Origin of the sequence: Niallia sp. HCP3S3_B10 (assembly GCF_052064465.1) — a bacterium.
In the GTDB taxonomy this organism is placed as follows: domain Bacteria; phylum Bacillota; class Bacilli; order Bacillales; family Cytobacillaceae; genus Niallia; species Niallia hominis.
This window is the reverse complement of sequence record NZ_JBQHVO010000028.1, coordinates 1-15,204: the sequence shown is the minus strand read 5'-3', so window position 1 is coordinate 15,204 and position 15,204 is coordinate 1. Positions and strand designations below refer to the sequence as shown.

Sequence of the window (15,204 nt, the reverse complement as noted above, 5' to 3'; positions counted from 1 at the left end):
AGTATAGGGGAGAATACTCTCCCCTAAGAAAGACAAATAATTTTAATCCTCATTTTCAACATAAGGTTCATGCTCATATGCAGGCAAGTCACCAAATGTTGTCATAATGCCTTCTTCGTCTAAGCTTTGTTCATATCGTTTATGCTGCTCATTCGGATAGACAGTTATATTTTTCCCTTCTATATCTACACCGATGAAATTTTCGTAATCTTCCACATAGCCAATATTCTCATTGCTCTCTGTGTATACGTCATTATAATGATCAAAGACTGGATGGGCAAAATCAGATGGCGTCTCGGATGTTCCCCAGCTAGAAACCTCCTGCCAAGAATCCTCTGCATCAAATACGACAGATTCATCTTTATTATCCATATCAAACTTGCCGAAAGGAGGCATTAAAATTTCTTCTTCCACAGGTCGCTTTTCAGAAATTTTCTGATCAGGAGAATGTTCCCTACAATAAAGTGTAGTAGGAATAACCTCCAATCTTTCAATCGGTATATCTTGAGAACAGGTTGCGCATTTTCCGTATGTTCCTTCGTCTATTGCTTTTAAAGCATTTAAAACTCCCATATATTCATGATGATAATGTTCAGCAAGGGCGATATCCTTCTCACGCTCATAAAGCTCTGTTCCTTCATCACCTGGATGATTATCATAACTTGATAACTCTCCAACAGATTCATGGTAATGCCCATCTTTCAATCCTAAATTATCATTTTGATCAAATCTTACTTCTAAATCTATTTTCTGTTCATCTAATACTTTTTGAAAATGGGACATTTGTTGTTTATTTAGCATAAGAACCTAATCCTTTCAAGAAGTCATTTGCTTTATTAGTATGAGCAAAAGAAACAAGAACATTAAAGGGAAAATGTACATAATTTTATTTTCTCTTTTACCGAAATAGAGAGGATTTATTATAAAAGGAATTAATTGTTAAATATTGTTAGTGAGATGACAACGAAAGAAGGAGAAAATAGCTAAGTAATTCTTATTAAGACAGGAGGTAATTGGTCATGGAAAGCAAAAGCTTGACTCCACATGAATCATTGGATTTACATGAAGTTATCAATTTTAAAACACTATGCATAGCAAAATCAAAGTTAATGCAAGGTCTTGTTTTTGACCAAGACTTAAAAAATTTAATGAAAAAAGATGTTGAACAGTCTATTCTGGCACTGTCAGAACTACAAGAAATGTATAAGAATGGCCCATTTGAAACGGTAATCCCAGAAATGCGTCCAACACCAATTTTAGATGGAGAGGAAGGTATAAAAGTTGAACAATGACTATCTTGATCCCATTAATGCATTAAATATGCCAGAGCTTGCTGATACAACCTTAGCAACCGATTTTCTTATTCGCGCTAAAGAAGGAGTAAGAAATTTAGCAGTAGCACTAACTGAAACAGCATCACCTGATTTAAGAATTCTCTTGCGCAAACAGCTTAAGCAGGCAATTCAAATGCATCAAGAAATTACCGAATTGATGTTGGAAAAAAAGTGGTTTCATCCCCATGATTTAAGTGAGCAATATCAATTGGACCAGCTTTCTGCAAAGAATACAATAATGATTGGAAATATGAACTTATTTACTGGTGAAACAAATCGCAAAGGAATGTTTGATCGGACACCTGATGCGCATTAAACTTGGAGGGTATATGGAATGAAAGCAGTAACATATCAAGGAATTAAAAATGTGGAAGTGAAAGAAGTAGAGGATCCGAAGATTTTAAAGGCAGATGACATGATTATAAAGGTAACGAGCACTGCTATTTGTGGATCTGATTTGCATTTAATTCATGGAATGATTCCAAATTTAGAGGAAAATTATATAATTGGCCATGAACCGATGGGAATTGTGGAAGAAATTGGACCCGGTATAACGAAACTAAAAAAAGGGGATCGAGTCATTATTCCTTTTAATATTGCTTGTGGAGAATGCCAGTATTGTAAAAATAATTTGGAGAGTCAATGTGATAATTCCAATGATCATGGAGATATGGGTGCCTATTTTGGCTATTCAGGAAATACAGGTGGCTATCCAGGTGGACAAGCAGAGTATCTACGGGTGCCTTTTGCTAATTTTACCCATTTTAAAATTCCAGAAACTTGTGAGGAGCCCGATGAAAAGCTAAGTGTAATTTCCGATGCAATGACAACAGGTTTTTGGAGTGTTGATAATGCAGGTGTTAAGGAAGGTGATACGGTCATTGTATTTGGTTGTGGACCTGTTGGGCTTTTTTCACAAAAGTTTGCTTGGCTAAAAGGAGCAAAGCGTGTGATAGCTGTAGATTACATTGATTATCGGCTTCAACATGCTAAACGGACGAATAAGGTAGAAATAGTTAATTTTGAACAGCATGAAAACGTAGGAAACTATTTAAAGGAAATCACAAAAGGTGGAGCAGATGTTGTAATAGATGCGGTTGGAATGGATGGGAAGATGAATGACCTAGAATTTCTAGCAAGTGGCATGAAGCTACAAGGCGGAACAATGAGTGCCCTAGTCATGGCAGCCCAAGCAGTTCGCAAATGTGGAACCATTCAACTAACAGGGGTTTATGGTGGTAGATATAATGGTTTTCCATTAGGGGATATTATGCAGCGCAATGTTAATATTCGTTCTGGACAAGCACCGGTTATTCATTATATGCCATATATGTTTGAATTAGTCTCTAGTGGCAAAATTGATCCAAGTGATGTAGTTAGCCACGTTATACCTCTTAGTGAAGCAAAGCACGGCTATGAAATTTTTGATACGAAAACAGACAATTGTATAAAAGTTGTTCTCAAACCATAAGGAAAGAAGGGAATAAAATGAACTATTGTTTACATGAGGTGCTAGAGGTTCAAGAATTAGCTACTTTTAAAACGATTTGTTTGACAAAATCCAAAACAATGCGTGCGTTAGTATCAGACCCTCTGCTAAAAGATATGATGATGGAGGATGTAGACCTTTCAACTAGACAGCTACAAGAATTTTCCTCTATCTTATCAAAAGCGAAAGAGATGGAAGGCTTAGGAGTGAAAATGCAATGAATTCTATTATTGAATATTTGACAGGCATGGATGCTTTAACCGATCAAATGATTGCGACTGATTTATTAATTTCAGTAAAAAGCGGAATCAGAAATTATTCTATGGCAATAACGGAAACTGTTCATCCTGAAATAAAAGAGATACTCGGACGTCATTTAGATGAAGCACTTGATATGCATGAAAGATTATCAAGTTATATGGCTGAAAAAGGCTGGTATCACGCTTTTGAGCCAAAGGAACAAATCAATCTTAATTTGCAAAATATTGATACAGCCTTAAATTTGCCTATATTGTAATGAAAAAATAGGAGAAGTTCGTGGAGACCAGATAACATGAATTATTCACAATGACAGCTTACTGAAGGCATGAATCATTTCATAACTAAAAAAACAATTGGCTTGTATGACAATACAAGTTTGAAAAAATACTATTGAAAGCATTGGCTAAGATTTATTCAGTATAAAAGATAACGGAGACCGGTTTCCTCTTGAAATCGGTCTCACTATCTTAGCAAAGCTTTGAACAATATTTATCAAGTGAAGAATAGGATATTCACTTTTGATATATGGACTATTTTGGATTATTCTCCGTTTCTTTTTTTGAATCCTTGTACAAAGTGTATGCTTCCCTACTGATAAGTATATTATCTTCTTGTATTTTTGAAGCTGTATTGGAACTACTACTTCCTTCTGATTTCTGATTCTGCAGTGCTTGAATCTGTTCTTCTATTTCAGAAATTTGCTTTTTAAGCTGTTCAATCTGTTTTTCTCTTTCTTCTTCTTGAATGCTTTCATTTTGCTCAATTTGAGTTTGCTGTGATTGTAATTGTTGTTTTTGGGCTTCTAATGTTTTAATTTGATTGGTCACATCAGAGGAACGGGTGCTTGTGCTAGTAATTCCTGTGCTGGTATTTGAAATAGATTGTATCATGCTTTCTCTTTCCCTTCCTATTTAATAATAATTAATTATAAGAAAGATTTCTTTATTTTTTCTTAAGATTTTATAGCAAAACTTTAAAATAACGGCATGATAGATAGGTTTATAACTAAAAAAGAGTCATTTCACCTAAGTATAAAATGACGTATCTAGGACAAATTACAGAAGAATAGATAAATAATTTTAATGGGAGGAAATACTATGTCAGTTGAAGAGTATTGGAGTAAAATTAACCACGCAAGCGCGAAAGTATCCTCTTTAATTAGTTCCTATTGGCATGAGCATTCTGATTGGACTAGCTGGCAATTTTGGATTATTCTAACCTGTTTAATTCTCCCACTTATTGTTCTTTTAATAAAACTGGATAAATGGAAAGCACTTCAAATTCTATTCTTTGGATACACTGTACATATGCTATGGACTTATACAGAAATAATATTGATCAGATTGGGGCTTATGGATCATCATTATTTTCTTCTTCCGTTCTTACCACAAGCCATTGGAATAACATCTTCCTTTCTTCCCGTTTCTTTTATGCTATTATATCAGTATTGTATAAAACAGGATAAGAATTATCTATTATGGTCCATAGTATTGGCTGCTGTAATTGCCTTCCTATTTGTTCCTATTGAAAAGAAAATTGGATTTATTGCCCTTGTAAAAGGACTAAATAATTTTCATGTTTTTTTAATAGATGTTATTATTTCAATGCTTGCTTATGGATTGACAAAATTCTTTGTTGCTTTTTATCAGAAGTAAAAAGAGCCCAACTCAACTTTGAGAAGGCTCTTTTTACCACATATATGATCATGTAAATGTGTGACAAGTATAATATATTAAAAATAAATTAGTGTTGCTTACATATCATGGTGGTTGTTATGCTTTTGTCTTGAATGGTTACGATTTTTAACCTTTTTGCTACCGCTAAGTGGCTCGGGCTGTCCTGATTGATTCCCTTTAGGCGCGTTTCTTCTCATATCTTTGCTATCATTTTTGTTCATTTGTATTCTCTCCTTTCGTTTTTTCATGAAGAGGTATTGCTTCACTACCTTTATAGAATGGTTTTTCAAGCCGACATTTATACCGCATATTTTTATGATTCTCTGCACAACTTATTGGTAAGCAACATGAATATATAATGCAGGAGGATATGAACATGCCTTATCATAGTAATAAACAAGAAGCTTTTCAAGATGCCCAACGAAATTTGTATGAAACGCAGAATCTTTATCAGGATATAGTAAAAGACTCAGCTAATTATGGACATCAGCTTAAGCATTTAAAACAAGAAATAAATGAAACATATCAACAAATTGAAAATGCTTTGGAAGTAGCTTCTGAGCATCAAAAGGAGCAATTAGAAAGCTTTCAAAAAGATTTAAAAAGTATTGTTGACGAAGTAAACGAAATCTAAAATAGGAGACCATCTGAAAAGCCAGTCTTTTTCGATGGTCTATTTTTTCAGCAAGAAAATGAAAGTCAATAAGAAAAACTTATCGTATTTGATAACTTACTTGTTATTTACTTATCATGCTCCTTGTATTAAAATTATAGATGGTAAATAGATAATAGAGTGATCAAATTGTTCGACTATTTTTCTATTTTTGGTATATGATTACAATGAGGGGGTAATACATATGGCAAAGGATTTTTATAATGCCCGCCAATCATTTGAAGTAGGTGGGAAGCGCTATCATTACTATCAATTAGCAGCTTTGGAAAAGAAGGGAATCGGTAAAGTATCGAAATTGCCTTATTCTATCAAGGTGTTACTAGAATCAGTTTTACGACAAATGGACGATTTTGTTATTAAACAAGAGCATGTAGAAAATCTTGCAAAATGGGGAACGGATGAGGTAAAGGAAATTGATGTTCCATTTAAACCTTCGAGGGTAATCCTCCAAGACTTTACAGGCGTTCCTGCAGTTGTTGACCTTGCTTCTCTACGAAAAGCAATGGCTGACTTAGGCGGAGATCCTAGTAAAATTAATCCTGAGAAACCAGTAGACCTAGTTATCGACCACAGTGTCCAGGTAGATAAATACGGAACTCCAGATGCATTAAAAGCAAATATGGAATTAGAATTCGAAAGAAATGCAGAAAGATATCAATTCTTAAGCTGGGCGCAAAAGGCATTTGATAATTATCGTGCCGTACCGCCAGCAACCGGTATCGTTCACCAAGTAAATTTAGAATATTTAGCAAATGTAGTACATGTTAATGAAACGCCAGAGGGCGAATACGAAACATTCCCAGATACATTAGTTGGTACTGATTCTCATACAACAATGATTAACGGTATCGGTGTGCTTGGCTGGGGTGTTGGTGGAATTGAAGCAGAAGCAGGTATGTTGGGACAACCTTCTTATTTTCCAGTACCAGAAGTAGTAGGGGTAAAACTTGTTGGTGAAATGCCAAACGGTTCTACTGCAACAGACCTAGCCTTAAAAGTAACACAAGTACTTCGTTCAAAAGGTGTAGTCGGAAAGTTTGTTGAATTCTATGGACCTGGTGTCCCGCAATTACCACTTGCAGACCGTGCAACCATTGCGAATATGGCACCAGAATATGGAGCAACTTGTGGATTCTTCCCAGTCGATAAGGAATCTTTATCCTACATGCGCTTAACTGGGCGTTCCGAAGAGCAAATCAATGTTGTTGAGGCTTACTGTAAAGAAAACGGTTTATTCTTCGATCCGAATTTAGAACCGGTATATACAGATGTTGTAGAGATAAACCTAGCAGAAATTGAGCCAAATCTTTCTGGTCCAAAAAGACCGCAAGATTTAATTCCACTTTCTAAATTGAAAGAGGTATTTAATGCGTCTGTAACAGCACCAGAAGGAAACCAAGGTTTTGGCTTAAAAGCAGACGAATTTGATAAAGAAGTAGTAGTTGATTTTGCAAATGGAGATTCCACTACAATGAAGACTGGCTCTGTTGCAATTGCGGCGATTACAAGCTGTACAAATACATCCAATCCATATGTATTAGTTGGTGCAGGATTAGTTGCGAAAAAAGCAGTAGAAAAAGGTATGGAAGTACCTAAGTTTGTGAAAACATCTTTAGCACCAGGTTCTAAAGTAGTTACTGGTTATTTAAGAGATTCTGGACTACTACCATATTTAGAGCAAATTGGATTCAACCTTGTAGGTTATGGATGTACGACATGTATCGGTAACTCAGGTCCGCTTAAAGAAGAAATTGAGAAAGCTATTTCAGATTCCGATTTACTTGTAACAAGTGTATTATCTGGTAACCGTAACTTTGAAGGCCGCATTCATCCGCTAGTAAAAGCAAACTATTTAGCTTCACCACCATTGGTTGTTGCTTATGCACTTGCTGGAACAGTGGATATTGACCTACAAAAAGAACCTATTGGAAAAGATAAAGATGGTAACGATGTATTCTTTAAGGATATTTGGCCATCTACAGAAGAAGTAAACGAACTAGTTCATCGAACAGTTACGCCTGATCTATTTAATAAAGAATATGACAGAGTATTTGATGATAATGAGCGCTGGAACGAAATTCAAACAAGCAGTGATTCGTTATATAGTTTTGATGATACTTCTACTTATATTCAAAACCCACCGTTCTTTGAAGGATTAAAGCCTGATCCTGAACAAGTATTACCATTAAAAAGCTTGCGAGTTGTAGGGAAGTTCGGCGATTCGGTAACGACTGACCATATCTCTCCTGCAGGTGCAATCGGAGTAAATACTCCAGCTGGTAAATACTTAAAAGATAATGGTGTAGCGCCACGTGATTTCAACTCATACGGTTCTCGTCGTGGTAACCATGAAGTTATGATGAGAGGAACATTTGCGAATATACGTATTCGTAACCAAATTGCACCAGGAACAGAAGGTGGATTCACAACGCACTGGCCAACAGGTGAAGTAACCTCCATTTATGATGCATGTATGAAGTACAAAGAAGAAGGAACTGGCTTAATGGTTATTGCAGGAAAAGATTACGGAATGGGTTCATCTCGTGACTGGGCTGCAAAAGGAACAAACCTATTAGGTATTAAAACAGTTATCGCAGAAAGCTTTGAGAGAATTCACCGTTCTAACTTAGTGTTAATGGGAGTACTTCCATTACAATTTAAAGAGGGCGAGAATGCTGAAAGCTTAGGTTTAACGGGAAAAGAAACATTTAACGTATATGTAGACGAAACGGTTAAACCACGTGATTTCTTAGAAGTAACAGCTACTACAGAAGATGGAAAGAAGATTACATTCGAAGCGTTAGTGCGTTTTGACTCTGAAGTAGAAATTGATTACTATCGCCATGGTGGTATTTTGCCAATGGTATTACGTGAGAAATTAAAAAACTAATAGATTAAGAGAAGCTCTCTCTATGGAAGGTTGACAAGTTTTTTCTAGCTTTTTGGGTAAGTTAATGCTCAATAGTTAGACAAAATGTCTCATTCTAGAGAGAGTTTTTTTCATTAGGAATTATTATCTTAGTAGGATTTTTATTGATTCATTCTATTGACTTAATAGTTCCTCTACATACCTTAGCGTAATTTTTTATAATATTAGTATATATTTACAATCTTAAATGAAGGAGAATACTATTTCATGAAAATAATTCCCATTTCTTATCATCAAAATGGATTACGTTATACGATAAGATGTGCAGAAGAAAAAGACGCAGATCAACTTTCGCAAATAAGGCTAAAAATAGATGGAGAAACATCTTTCTTTGATTGAAATCCTGGTGAAGGGATGCTAACTCCAAATGATTTTAAACAATTGATTCATACAGATTTACAAGGATTCAATCGATTGTTTTTACTAGCTGAAACAGAAACAGGTCAAATTATTGCTTTTTCACGATGCGAAGGCACTAGCTTGAAACGTCTTATGCATAAAGTAGAATTTGGCATTGGAGTATTAAAGGACTATTGGGGCTATAAAGTTGGACCGAAATTATTACAAGCATCCTTAACATGGGCAACGGAAAATAAAATGGCGAAAATGACACTATCTGTAATCGAAACGAATGAGAAAGCAATAAAATTATATAAACGATTTGGATTTGAAGTAGAAGGAATATTAAAAAAGGATAAACTACTTGAAGACGGAGAATACTATTCTACCATTATAATGTCAAGGTTCTTGTCTGAGTAAAAAAAGGAAGCGATTTATTAGTAAATGGAGGAAAATTTTGTTACTATGTAAATGTTAGATAATATAAGGAGTGATGTAAATGCCATTAACTTTTGGTCAACTAGTCGAAGAAGCAAGAAAGAATGTACCTGGAATTTCATCTGTAGAAGCAAAAAAGAAAATGGAGGAAAACCCAAACACTTACATAATTGATGTGCAAGATGCAGCAGATGCAGGAGCATGTGGCTTAATTCCAAGCTCTGTTAATATCTCTTTAGGAATGCTTCCAATTCGTGCTGATTTGGAATTGCCGGAAGAATTAAGAGATCCAGAATTAGCTGATCGTAATCGTCCAGTTCTTGTTACATGCGGTCTTGGTGGACAAGCATCACTTGGTGCATATTTATTAAAACAAATGGGATTTACTGATGTTGCTTTTATCGAAGGCGGAACAACTGCATGGAAAAAAGAAGGGTTTGAAACAGTATAAGTGAATGAGCAAGTAAAAAAACTGCCGAGATTAAATTCGGCAGTTTTTTCCTTATTAATAGCCCAATTGTTTATCAACTACATTGATTAGGTCTTTGCCATCTTTAAATCGCTGGATATTTTCTAGAAATACCTCCATGTAACGATTTATAGTGTTTGGCGAAAAGAAGGCATTATGTGGAGATATAATAACATTTTCCACCTCCCATAATGGGTGTTCATGTGGCAAAGGCTCTACCTCAAATACATCCAATGCAGCTCCAGCAATTTTTTTCTCGTTTAATAAATGGATGAGTTCCTCTTCTTCGATCGTATTTCCTCTTCCAATATTAATTAGAAAACTACTTTCTTTCATTTTTGCTAATCTTTCCTTGTTAATCAGCTGGTATGTATCAGGGGTTGAAGGCAAAGCAAGAATAAGAAAATCAGCCACTGCTATCACATCATCTATATGGTCCAGACCAACGATTTTATCTGCAGGATCCTCACCAGATAATTTGGAAGGTCTTTTCTTACAGCCGATGACAAACATATCCAATGCTTTTGCCCGTTTAGCAATTTGTTTTCCAATTTCCCCATAGCCAATTATTCCAACTGTTGAGCCTGAAAGGTCCGTAATAGGAGTGGGCGCCCACCTATTGTCCAGCTGGTTTCGAATCATTAAGTGTATTCCTCTTGCCAAACCAGCCATCATCGCAATTGTATGTTCTGCGATTGGAACAGATGTGCAACCCTTTGTATTCGTAATAACAATATCACTCTTTCTTACTTCCTCATGTAAAAGAGCATCCAGACCAACACTTAATGATTGCACCCATTTTATATTTGGGGCATTTTTCAAAATCGATAGGGTATCAGTTAAACCTAAAGTTAACACAATATTACAGTCACTAATATCCTGGCTTATCGGTGGTTCAGGTTCTCCGTATTCCCAATGATCCACAATAACTTCTGCTCCTAATGCAGATATTTGAGCAAGATACTTTTCTGGTATAGTTCTTCTGATATAAATTTTAGGCATATTTGATACATTAGTCATTAATTTGCTTCCTCAATCATTTGTTTACTATTAACATGCTCATAATAGGTTTTTGCAAGTCGTTTAATTGCTTCTTGGATAATTTCTTCTTCACAGAAAGTAAAACATAAACGCATATGATTGTATCCCTCGTTTTGTAAGAAGAAATGCTTACCAGCGATATAGGAAACACCAGCCAGCATTGCGGCATCAACAAACTCACTAGTATCAATGTCATCTGGGAAAGTAAGCCAAAGAAAGAAACCTCCTTGTGGTTCATGAAAGGAAACATCTTCACCAAAGTGTTGCTTTATCGCAGAAACCATCGCGTTTTTACGTGAAAGATAGATAGAATTCAAATTATTGATTTGTTCATCCATATCTATTTGTTCAAGTAAATTCTTTGTGACTTCTTGTACATACACACTTGTTAACCCATCTATTTTTAAAATTTGCATTTTTTCGATTATTTCTTTTAATCCAATTGCCCAACCAAGTCGTAAGCCAGGTGCGATTATCTTTGAAAAAGTACTTAAGTAAATAACTCTTTCAGGTCCAAATGAATAAATAGCTGGAGTGTAGTTTTTATTGAAGGAAAGCTCCACATAGGCGTCATCCTCAATAATAAAGAAATTGTATTCATAAGCCAATTCAGCAAGGCGTTTTCTTCTTTCAATAGATAAATTGACGCCACCTGGATTTTGGTAATTTGGAATGATATACATCAATTTTGGCAAAGGAAGATTATTTTTTACCCGTTGAATTAGCTCTTGTTCGACTAGATCCACTCGTAAGCCATGTTCGTCGATTGGAAAAGAAAGCAAATTCGTTTCCGCTAAGCGAAATGTTTTAAGGGCTCCAAAAAAGGTTGGTGCTTCTACCCATATATCATCACCAGGATCTGTGAGTGTTCTTGTGATTAAATCAATCGCTTGGGAGCTTCCTGCAGTAACGATAATTTCTTTTTCTGTTGCTTCAATTTCTCTCAGCTTAGATCGCTCTTTAATCCAATTTAGGATGTTCTTAGGACCAGTTCCACCACTATAAGCCAAAGCTTGTCTTCCTTGTGTATTCATTGCAGCTTCTGTCGCTGCGGTCATTTTATCAACTGGAAGAGATTCAGGTGCAGGAAAGCCAAAAGATAAAGGGATCAGATCATCTTGTTTCCCTGCAAAAGCAGATCCGACAACTTCTATTTCAGGGAACCTTTTACTAAATGAAAATTGCTTTAATAGATGCATGTTTACCACCGTCCATATGTTATTTTAAAAAAATTAAAGAGAGCTTTACTATCTAATGCGTTCATTGCTTGTTAAAAGGATAATAAGTCACTCCTTTTCTTAAAAAGGCTATTTCAATTAATATAAGCTATTTATTTCGTAATGGGAAATATTAAAAAACTTTAAAAATAAAAGAAAACAAGAGATTAGAAGATAAAAAGTACATAAAATAACAAAAATTCGGAATTTTATTAATTTATAATAAAAATTATTTAATACACGAAATTCAGAAGTGAAATAGGAAAAACAATATGACTATAAGAGTTAAGGGAGGGTAGGTGGTTATTTAACAGCCGTTAAAGGTCTGGATAGTTTAACTACGCAACAGAGAGTATAGTGGAAATAGTTACAGATGGTAGATCCACTTTACTTTATGCTTACTAATTCTTACAAAAGTAGCTATATGGAAAAGAATCATACAAATCTATTATTTCGACATATGCCTACTTTATCCACTTAGCGAATAGTGTCAATAACAGGAGAAAAACGACGAAAAGGGATGAAAGCGCTACCTAATATAATTTTTAAAAAATTATAAAAAAACATTGTTTTAAGAGAAATAATTCCTTATAATGAAAGCAAGTTAGATAATAGAACATGAATTGTGAGGTAAGTTAACATGGCTGAATTTACATTAGAGAAAATTGAAAGTATCGTTAAAGAAAAAAGTGTAGAATTATTACATCTACAATTTGTGGACATTGAAGGCATTTTAAAAAACATTACTATTACTGCACAACAATTAGATGATGCTGTAGAAGGAAAAATCATGATTGATGGTTCATCCATTAAAGGATTTTCTCCCATTAACAAATCAGACTCTTATTTACTACCAGATTTAAACACATTTGCAGTATTACCTTGGACAGAAACAGAAGGTTATTCAGAAGCTCGTTTCCTTTGCTCTGTTACAAACCCAGATGGTACTTTATTTGAAGGCGATACACGAAATGTTCTTAAGAAAACTGTTGAACGTGCAGCTGAAAAAGGATATACGATTTCAGTTGGACCTGAATTAGAATTCTTCTTATTTGCTACGGATGAAAATGGATATCCAACTACTGAATTAGGTGACAAAGGCGGTTATTTTGAGCCATCACCAAAAGATTTAGGGGAAAAAGTTCGTGTGGAAATTTTCAAAACTTTGAAAGCAATGGGCTTCACAATTGAAGCACTTCACCACGAAGTAGCAGAAGGGCAACATGAAATTAATTTCAAATATGCAGATGTATTAACAGCTGCTGATTTAGCTACAACATATAAATGGGTTGTAAAAACAATTGCTGCTCAATATGGTTTGCATGCTACATTTATGCCAAAACCAGTATTTGGAATAAATGGTTCTGGAATGCATGTTAACATGTCATTCTTTAAGGATGGAGACAATAGTTTTTATGACGCAAACAATGATTTAGAGTTATCTGATACTGCATATTCTTTCATTGCTGGTGTATTAGAAAATGTTAAAAATTTCGTAGCTATTACGAATCCGCTAGTAAACTCTTATAAGCGTTTAGTACCTGGTTACGAAGCACCTTGTTACTTAGCATGGTCTGCATCCAACCGTTCAGCATTAATCCGCATTCCTGCAAAACGTGGAATGGCAACTCGTGTTGAACTTCGTTGTCCAGATCCATCTTCAAACCCTTATCTAACATTTGCTGTTATTGCTTCTGCAGGATTAGATGGAGTAGAAAAAGGCTTGAAGGCTCCAGCACCAATTAACGAAGATATCTTCCATATGACAGATGAACGTCGTGAAGAACTTGGCATTGATAGCTTACCTGGTGGTTTAGATGCTGCAATCGCAGAACTTGAAGCTGGAGAAATTGGTCTTAAAACTCTTGGAGAGCACGTATTTACTGAATATGTAGCTGCTAAAAAAGAAGAGTGGGATAACTACCGTACTACAATTCATGCTTGGGAAATCGAAAACTATCAATATAAATTCTAATATACTAGTTAAATAGAATAGGAGCTTCAAACTCTTATTAGACTGCAAATAAACACCTGTATGGGTAGTTTGTTTGCAGTTTTATTTATTTCTTTTATAAGTATAGATAAATGGGGTCTGTTGTTTAGCTAGTGTGGCATTCTACTTTTCAAACATTAAATTGTGATTAAATGCCAAGCAAAATCGCCTCTTTTTTCTGTTCTTTTCTTTAAATTTTGGTAAGTTATGATAAAATAAAGTGGGATGTATGATTTTAGTTATTACGTCATCAGATTATGGTAATAAGGAGATTTGCTAAATGGAAAAAGTATTGATTTTTGGTCATAAAAATCCGGATACGGATACTATTTGCTCTGCTATTGCATATGCAGAATTAAAAAAAGAGCTTGGAGTGGAAGCGGAAGCTGTTCGTCTAGGTGAGATTAGCGCCGAAACAAAGTTCGCTTTAGATTATTTTAAAAAGGAAGCTCCTCGTTTCATCGAAAAAGCAAGTTCAGAAACAAAGTCTGTTATTTTAGTTGACCACAATGAGTTTCAGCAAAGTGTGGAAGACATTAAAGATGTAACAATTTTAGAAGTTATTGATCATCATCGTATTGCAAACTTCGAAACAAGTGATCCTTTATACTATCGTGCAGAACCAGTAGGATGTACAGCTACTATTTTGAATAAAATGTATAAAGAAAATAATGTGGAAATTAAGAAAGAAGTTGCTGGGCTAATGCTTTCCGCAATCATTTCTGATTCTTTATTATTTAAATCTCCAACATGCACAGAGCAAGATGTACAAGCTGCTAAAGAATTAGCAGAGATTGCTGGTGTGAATGCGGAAGAGTATGGTTTAGAAATGCTTAAAGCCGGTGCAGATCTAAGCGACAAAACAGTTGATCAATTATTAAGCATTGATGCGAAAGAATTCTCAATGGGTACATACAAAGTGGAAATTGCCCAAGTAAATGCAGTTGACACAAATGATGTCATTTCTAAACAAGCAGAATTAGAATCTTCTATTCAAGCGATCATTACTAAAAAAGGCTTAGATTTATTCCTTCTTGTTGTAACAGATATTCTAAATAATGATTCTGTTGCTGTTGCTTTAGGTAATAAAGCACAGGCAGTAGAAAAAGCATTTAACGTACAGCTAGAAACGAACACAGCTTTATTAAAAGGTGTTGTGTCACGCAAAAAACAAATCGTACCAGTCTTAACAGAAGCCTTTAATGAACTATAAAAGGTGCTAAATGATGAAAAGAAGAAACAGTCCATTTAATTGAGGCCACTGAAAAAGTCCTCCAAATGTTCATAATCTAAAAGGTATAGTCCTTCATTATTTGAAGGAACTATCCTTTTTTTATTGTATAAT

Annotated in this window: 18 protein-coding genes; 13 read left to right on the top strand and 5 right to left on the bottom strand. The window is 35.0% G+C overall.

From position 1 onward, the window contains the following. Window positions 1-42: 42 nt before the first annotated feature. Window positions 43-801: a TraR/DksA C4-type zinc finger protein gene (locus ACTNDN_RS13365; RefSeq protein ID WP_235249383.1), complete on the bottom strand. Its 759-nt coding sequence runs from the start codon at window positions 799-801 to the stop codon at window positions 43-45. Window positions 802-1,019: 218 nt separating this feature from the next. Between ACTNDN_RS13365 and ACTNDN_RS13360 the strand changes: the two genes are divergently transcribed. The 5 genes from ACTNDN_RS13360 to ACTNDN_RS13340 are packed head-to-tail and all read left to right on the top strand — an operon-like array spanning window position 1,020 to window position 3,340. Then, window positions 1,020-1,292, top strand: a complete 273-nt coding sequence (locus tag ACTNDN_RS13360) for a hypothetical protein (RefSeq protein WP_031537628.1) — start codon at window positions 1,020-1,022, stop codon at window positions 1,290-1,292. After that, window positions 1,282-1,650, top strand: coding sequence for a spore coat protein (locus ACTNDN_RS13355; protein WP_031537631.1), 369 nt, complete (start codon window positions 1,282-1,284; stop codon window positions 1,648-1,650). Before ACTNDN_RS13360 ends, ACTNDN_RS13355 begins: the two co-directional genes overlap by 11 nt. Window positions 1,651-1,668: 18 nt before the next feature. Next, entirely contained in the window at window positions 1,669-2,805 is a 1,137-nt protein-coding gene (locus tag ACTNDN_RS13350) for a zinc-dependent alcohol dehydrogenase (protein WP_441131309.1), read from the top strand. A gap of 17 nt (window positions 2,806-2,822) precedes the next feature. Then, window positions 2,823-3,044, top strand: a complete 222-nt coding sequence (locus ACTNDN_RS13345) for a hypothetical protein (RefSeq protein ID WP_031537636.1) — start codon at window positions 2,823-2,825, stop codon at window positions 3,042-3,044. Then, window positions 3,041-3,340 (top strand): spore coat protein, encoded by a 300-nt coding sequence (locus ACTNDN_RS13340; RefSeq protein ID WP_235249361.1) that lies wholly within the window; start codon window positions 3,041-3,043, stop codon window positions 3,338-3,340. The genes ACTNDN_RS13345 and ACTNDN_RS13340 overlap by 4 nt, the downstream gene beginning before the upstream one ends. Before the next feature lie 274 nt (window positions 3,341-3,614). Here ACTNDN_RS13340 and ACTNDN_RS13335 read toward each other — a convergent pair whose 3' ends face one another. Next, window positions 3,615-3,974 (bottom strand): FlxA-like family protein, encoded by a 360-nt coding sequence (locus tag ACTNDN_RS13335; RefSeq protein ID WP_031537638.1) that lies wholly within the window; start codon window positions 3,972-3,974, stop codon window positions 3,615-3,617. 207 nt (window positions 3,975-4,181) lie between these two features. Between ACTNDN_RS13335 and ACTNDN_RS13330 the strand changes: the two genes are divergently transcribed. Next, window positions 4,182-4,739 (top strand): hypothetical protein, encoded by a 558-nt coding sequence (locus tag ACTNDN_RS13330; RefSeq protein WP_441131308.1) that lies wholly within the window; start codon window positions 4,182-4,184, stop codon window positions 4,737-4,739. Window positions 4,740-4,837: 98 nt separating this feature from the next. Here the strand turns inward: ACTNDN_RS13330 and ACTNDN_RS13325 are convergent, their stop codons facing one another. After that, complete coding sequence (locus tag ACTNDN_RS13325) at window positions 4,838-4,981, bottom strand: small acid-soluble spore protein P (RefSeq protein WP_031537641.1); 144 nt, start codon at window positions 4,979-4,981, stop codon at window positions 4,838-4,840. 155 nt (window positions 4,982-5,136) lie between these two features. On the opposite strand from ACTNDN_RS13325, the gene ACTNDN_RS13320 reads away from it, so the two are divergent. From ACTNDN_RS13320 to ACTNDN_RS13300, 5 genes are all read left to right on the top strand, one after another. Then, complete coding sequence (locus tag ACTNDN_RS13320) at window positions 5,137-5,394, top strand: hypothetical protein (RefSeq protein WP_031537642.1); 258 nt, start codon at window positions 5,137-5,139, stop codon at window positions 5,392-5,394. A 223-nt stretch (window positions 5,395-5,617) separates the two neighbouring features. After that, window positions 5,618-8,323: an aconitate hydratase AcnA gene (acnA, locus tag ACTNDN_RS13315; RefSeq protein ID WP_031537643.1), complete on the top strand. Its 2,706-nt coding sequence runs from the start codon at window positions 5,618-5,620 to the stop codon at window positions 8,321-8,323. A gap of 246 nt (window positions 8,324-8,569) precedes the next feature. Beyond that, window positions 8,570-8,701: a hypothetical protein gene (locus ACTNDN_RS13310; RefSeq protein WP_269320382.1), complete on the top strand. Its 132-nt coding sequence runs from the start codon at window positions 8,570-8,572 to the stop codon at window positions 8,699-8,701. 15 nt (window positions 8,702-8,716) lie between these two features. Further along, window positions 8,717-9,121 carry a GNAT family N-acetyltransferase gene (locus ACTNDN_RS13305; protein ID WP_192840937.1) on the top strand — a complete coding sequence of 135 codons (405 nt, stop codon included), beginning with the start codon at window positions 8,717-8,719 and terminating at the stop codon, window positions 9,119-9,121. Between the two features lie 79 nt (window positions 9,122-9,200). Continuing rightward, entirely contained in the window at window positions 9,201-9,590 is a 390-nt protein-coding gene (locus ACTNDN_RS13300; RefSeq protein ID WP_031537644.1) for a rhodanese-like domain-containing protein, read from the top strand. A 54-nt stretch (window positions 9,591-9,644) separates the two neighbouring features. On the opposite strand, the gene ACTNDN_RS13295 is transcribed toward ACTNDN_RS13300, so the two are convergent. Both ACTNDN_RS13295 and ACTNDN_RS13290 read right to left on the bottom strand, forming a co-directional pair. Beyond that, entirely contained in the window at window positions 9,645-10,628 is a 984-nt protein-coding gene (locus ACTNDN_RS13295; protein WP_031537645.1) for a D-2-hydroxyacid dehydrogenase, read from the bottom strand. Then, on the bottom strand, window positions 10,628-11,848 hold the full coding sequence (locus ACTNDN_RS13290; RefSeq protein WP_031537646.1) for an aminotransferase-like domain-containing protein: 1,221 nt from the start codon (window positions 11,846-11,848) through the stop codon (window positions 10,628-10,630). The genes ACTNDN_RS13295 and ACTNDN_RS13290 overlap by 1 nt, the downstream gene beginning before the upstream one ends. A 658-nt stretch (window positions 11,849-12,506) precedes the next feature. Here ACTNDN_RS13290 and glnA point away from each other — a divergent pair. Both glnA and ACTNDN_RS13280 read left to right on the top strand, forming a co-directional pair. Continuing rightward, entirely contained in the window at window positions 12,507-13,841 is a 1,335-nt protein-coding gene (glnA, locus tag ACTNDN_RS13285) for a type I glutamate--ammonia ligase (protein ID WP_031537647.1), read from the top strand. Window positions 13,842-14,139: 298 nt separating this feature from the next. Further along, window positions 14,140-15,072: a manganese-dependent inorganic pyrophosphatase gene (locus tag ACTNDN_RS13280; protein WP_031537649.1), complete on the top strand. Its 933-nt coding sequence runs from the start codon at window positions 14,140-14,142 to the stop codon at window positions 15,070-15,072. Window positions 15,073-15,204: the final 132 nt, after the last annotated feature.

Coding starts and splice junctions, on each gene's coding strand:
- ACTNDN_RS13365 (WP_235249383.1), bottom strand. CDS start 801: ATGCTAAATAAACAACAAATGTCCCATTTTCAAAAAGTATTAGATGAA.
- ACTNDN_RS13360 (WP_031537628.1), top strand. CDS start 1,020: ATGGAAAGCAAAAGCTTGACTCCACATGAATCATTGGATTTACATGAA.
- ACTNDN_RS13350 (WP_441131309.1), top strand. CDS start 1,669: ATGAAAGCAGTAACATATCAAGGAATTAAAAATGTGGAAGTGAAAGAA.
- ACTNDN_RS13345 (WP_031537636.1), top strand. CDS start 2,823: ATGAACTATTGTTTACATGAGGTGCTAGAGGTTCAAGAATTAGCTACT.
- ACTNDN_RS13340 (WP_235249361.1), top strand. CDS start 3,041: ATGAATTCTATTATTGAATATTTGACAGGCATGGATGCTTTAACCGAT.
- ACTNDN_RS13335 (WP_031537638.1), bottom strand. CDS start 3,974: ATGATACAATCTATTTCAAATACCAGCACAGGAATTACTAGCACAAGC.
- ACTNDN_RS13330 (WP_441131308.1), top strand. CDS start 4,182: ATGTCAGTTGAAGAGTATTGGAGTAAAATTAACCACGCAAGCGCGAAA.
- ACTNDN_RS13325 (WP_031537641.1), bottom strand. CDS start 4,981: ATGAACAAAAATGATAGCAAAGATATGAGAAGAAACGCGCCTAAAGGG.
- ACTNDN_RS13320 (WP_031537642.1), top strand. CDS start 5,137: ATGCCTTATCATAGTAATAAACAAGAAGCTTTTCAAGATGCCCAACGA.
- acnA (WP_031537643.1), top strand. CDS start 5,618: ATGGCAAAGGATTTTTATAATGCCCGCCAATCATTTGAAGTAGGTGGG.
- ACTNDN_RS13310 (WP_269320382.1), top strand. CDS start 8,570: ATGAAAATAATTCCCATTTCTTATCATCAAAATGGATTACGTTATACG.
- ACTNDN_RS13305 (WP_192840937.1), top strand. CDS start 8,717: ATGCTAACTCCAAATGATTTTAAACAATTGATTCATACAGATTTACAA.
- ACTNDN_RS13300 (WP_031537644.1), top strand. CDS start 9,201: ATGCCATTAACTTTTGGTCAACTAGTCGAAGAAGCAAGAAAGAATGTA.
- ACTNDN_RS13295 (WP_031537645.1), bottom strand. CDS start 10,628: ATGACTAATGTATCAAATATGCCTAAAATTTATATCAGAAGAACTATA.
- ACTNDN_RS13290 (WP_031537646.1), bottom strand. CDS start 11,848: ATGCATCTATTAAAGCAATTTTCATTTAGTAAAAGGTTCCCTGAAATA.
- glnA (WP_031537647.1), top strand. CDS start 12,507: ATGGCTGAATTTACATTAGAGAAAATTGAAAGTATCGTTAAAGAAAAA.
- ACTNDN_RS13280 (WP_031537649.1), top strand. CDS start 14,140: ATGGAAAAAGTATTGATTTTTGGTCATAAAAATCCGGATACGGATACT.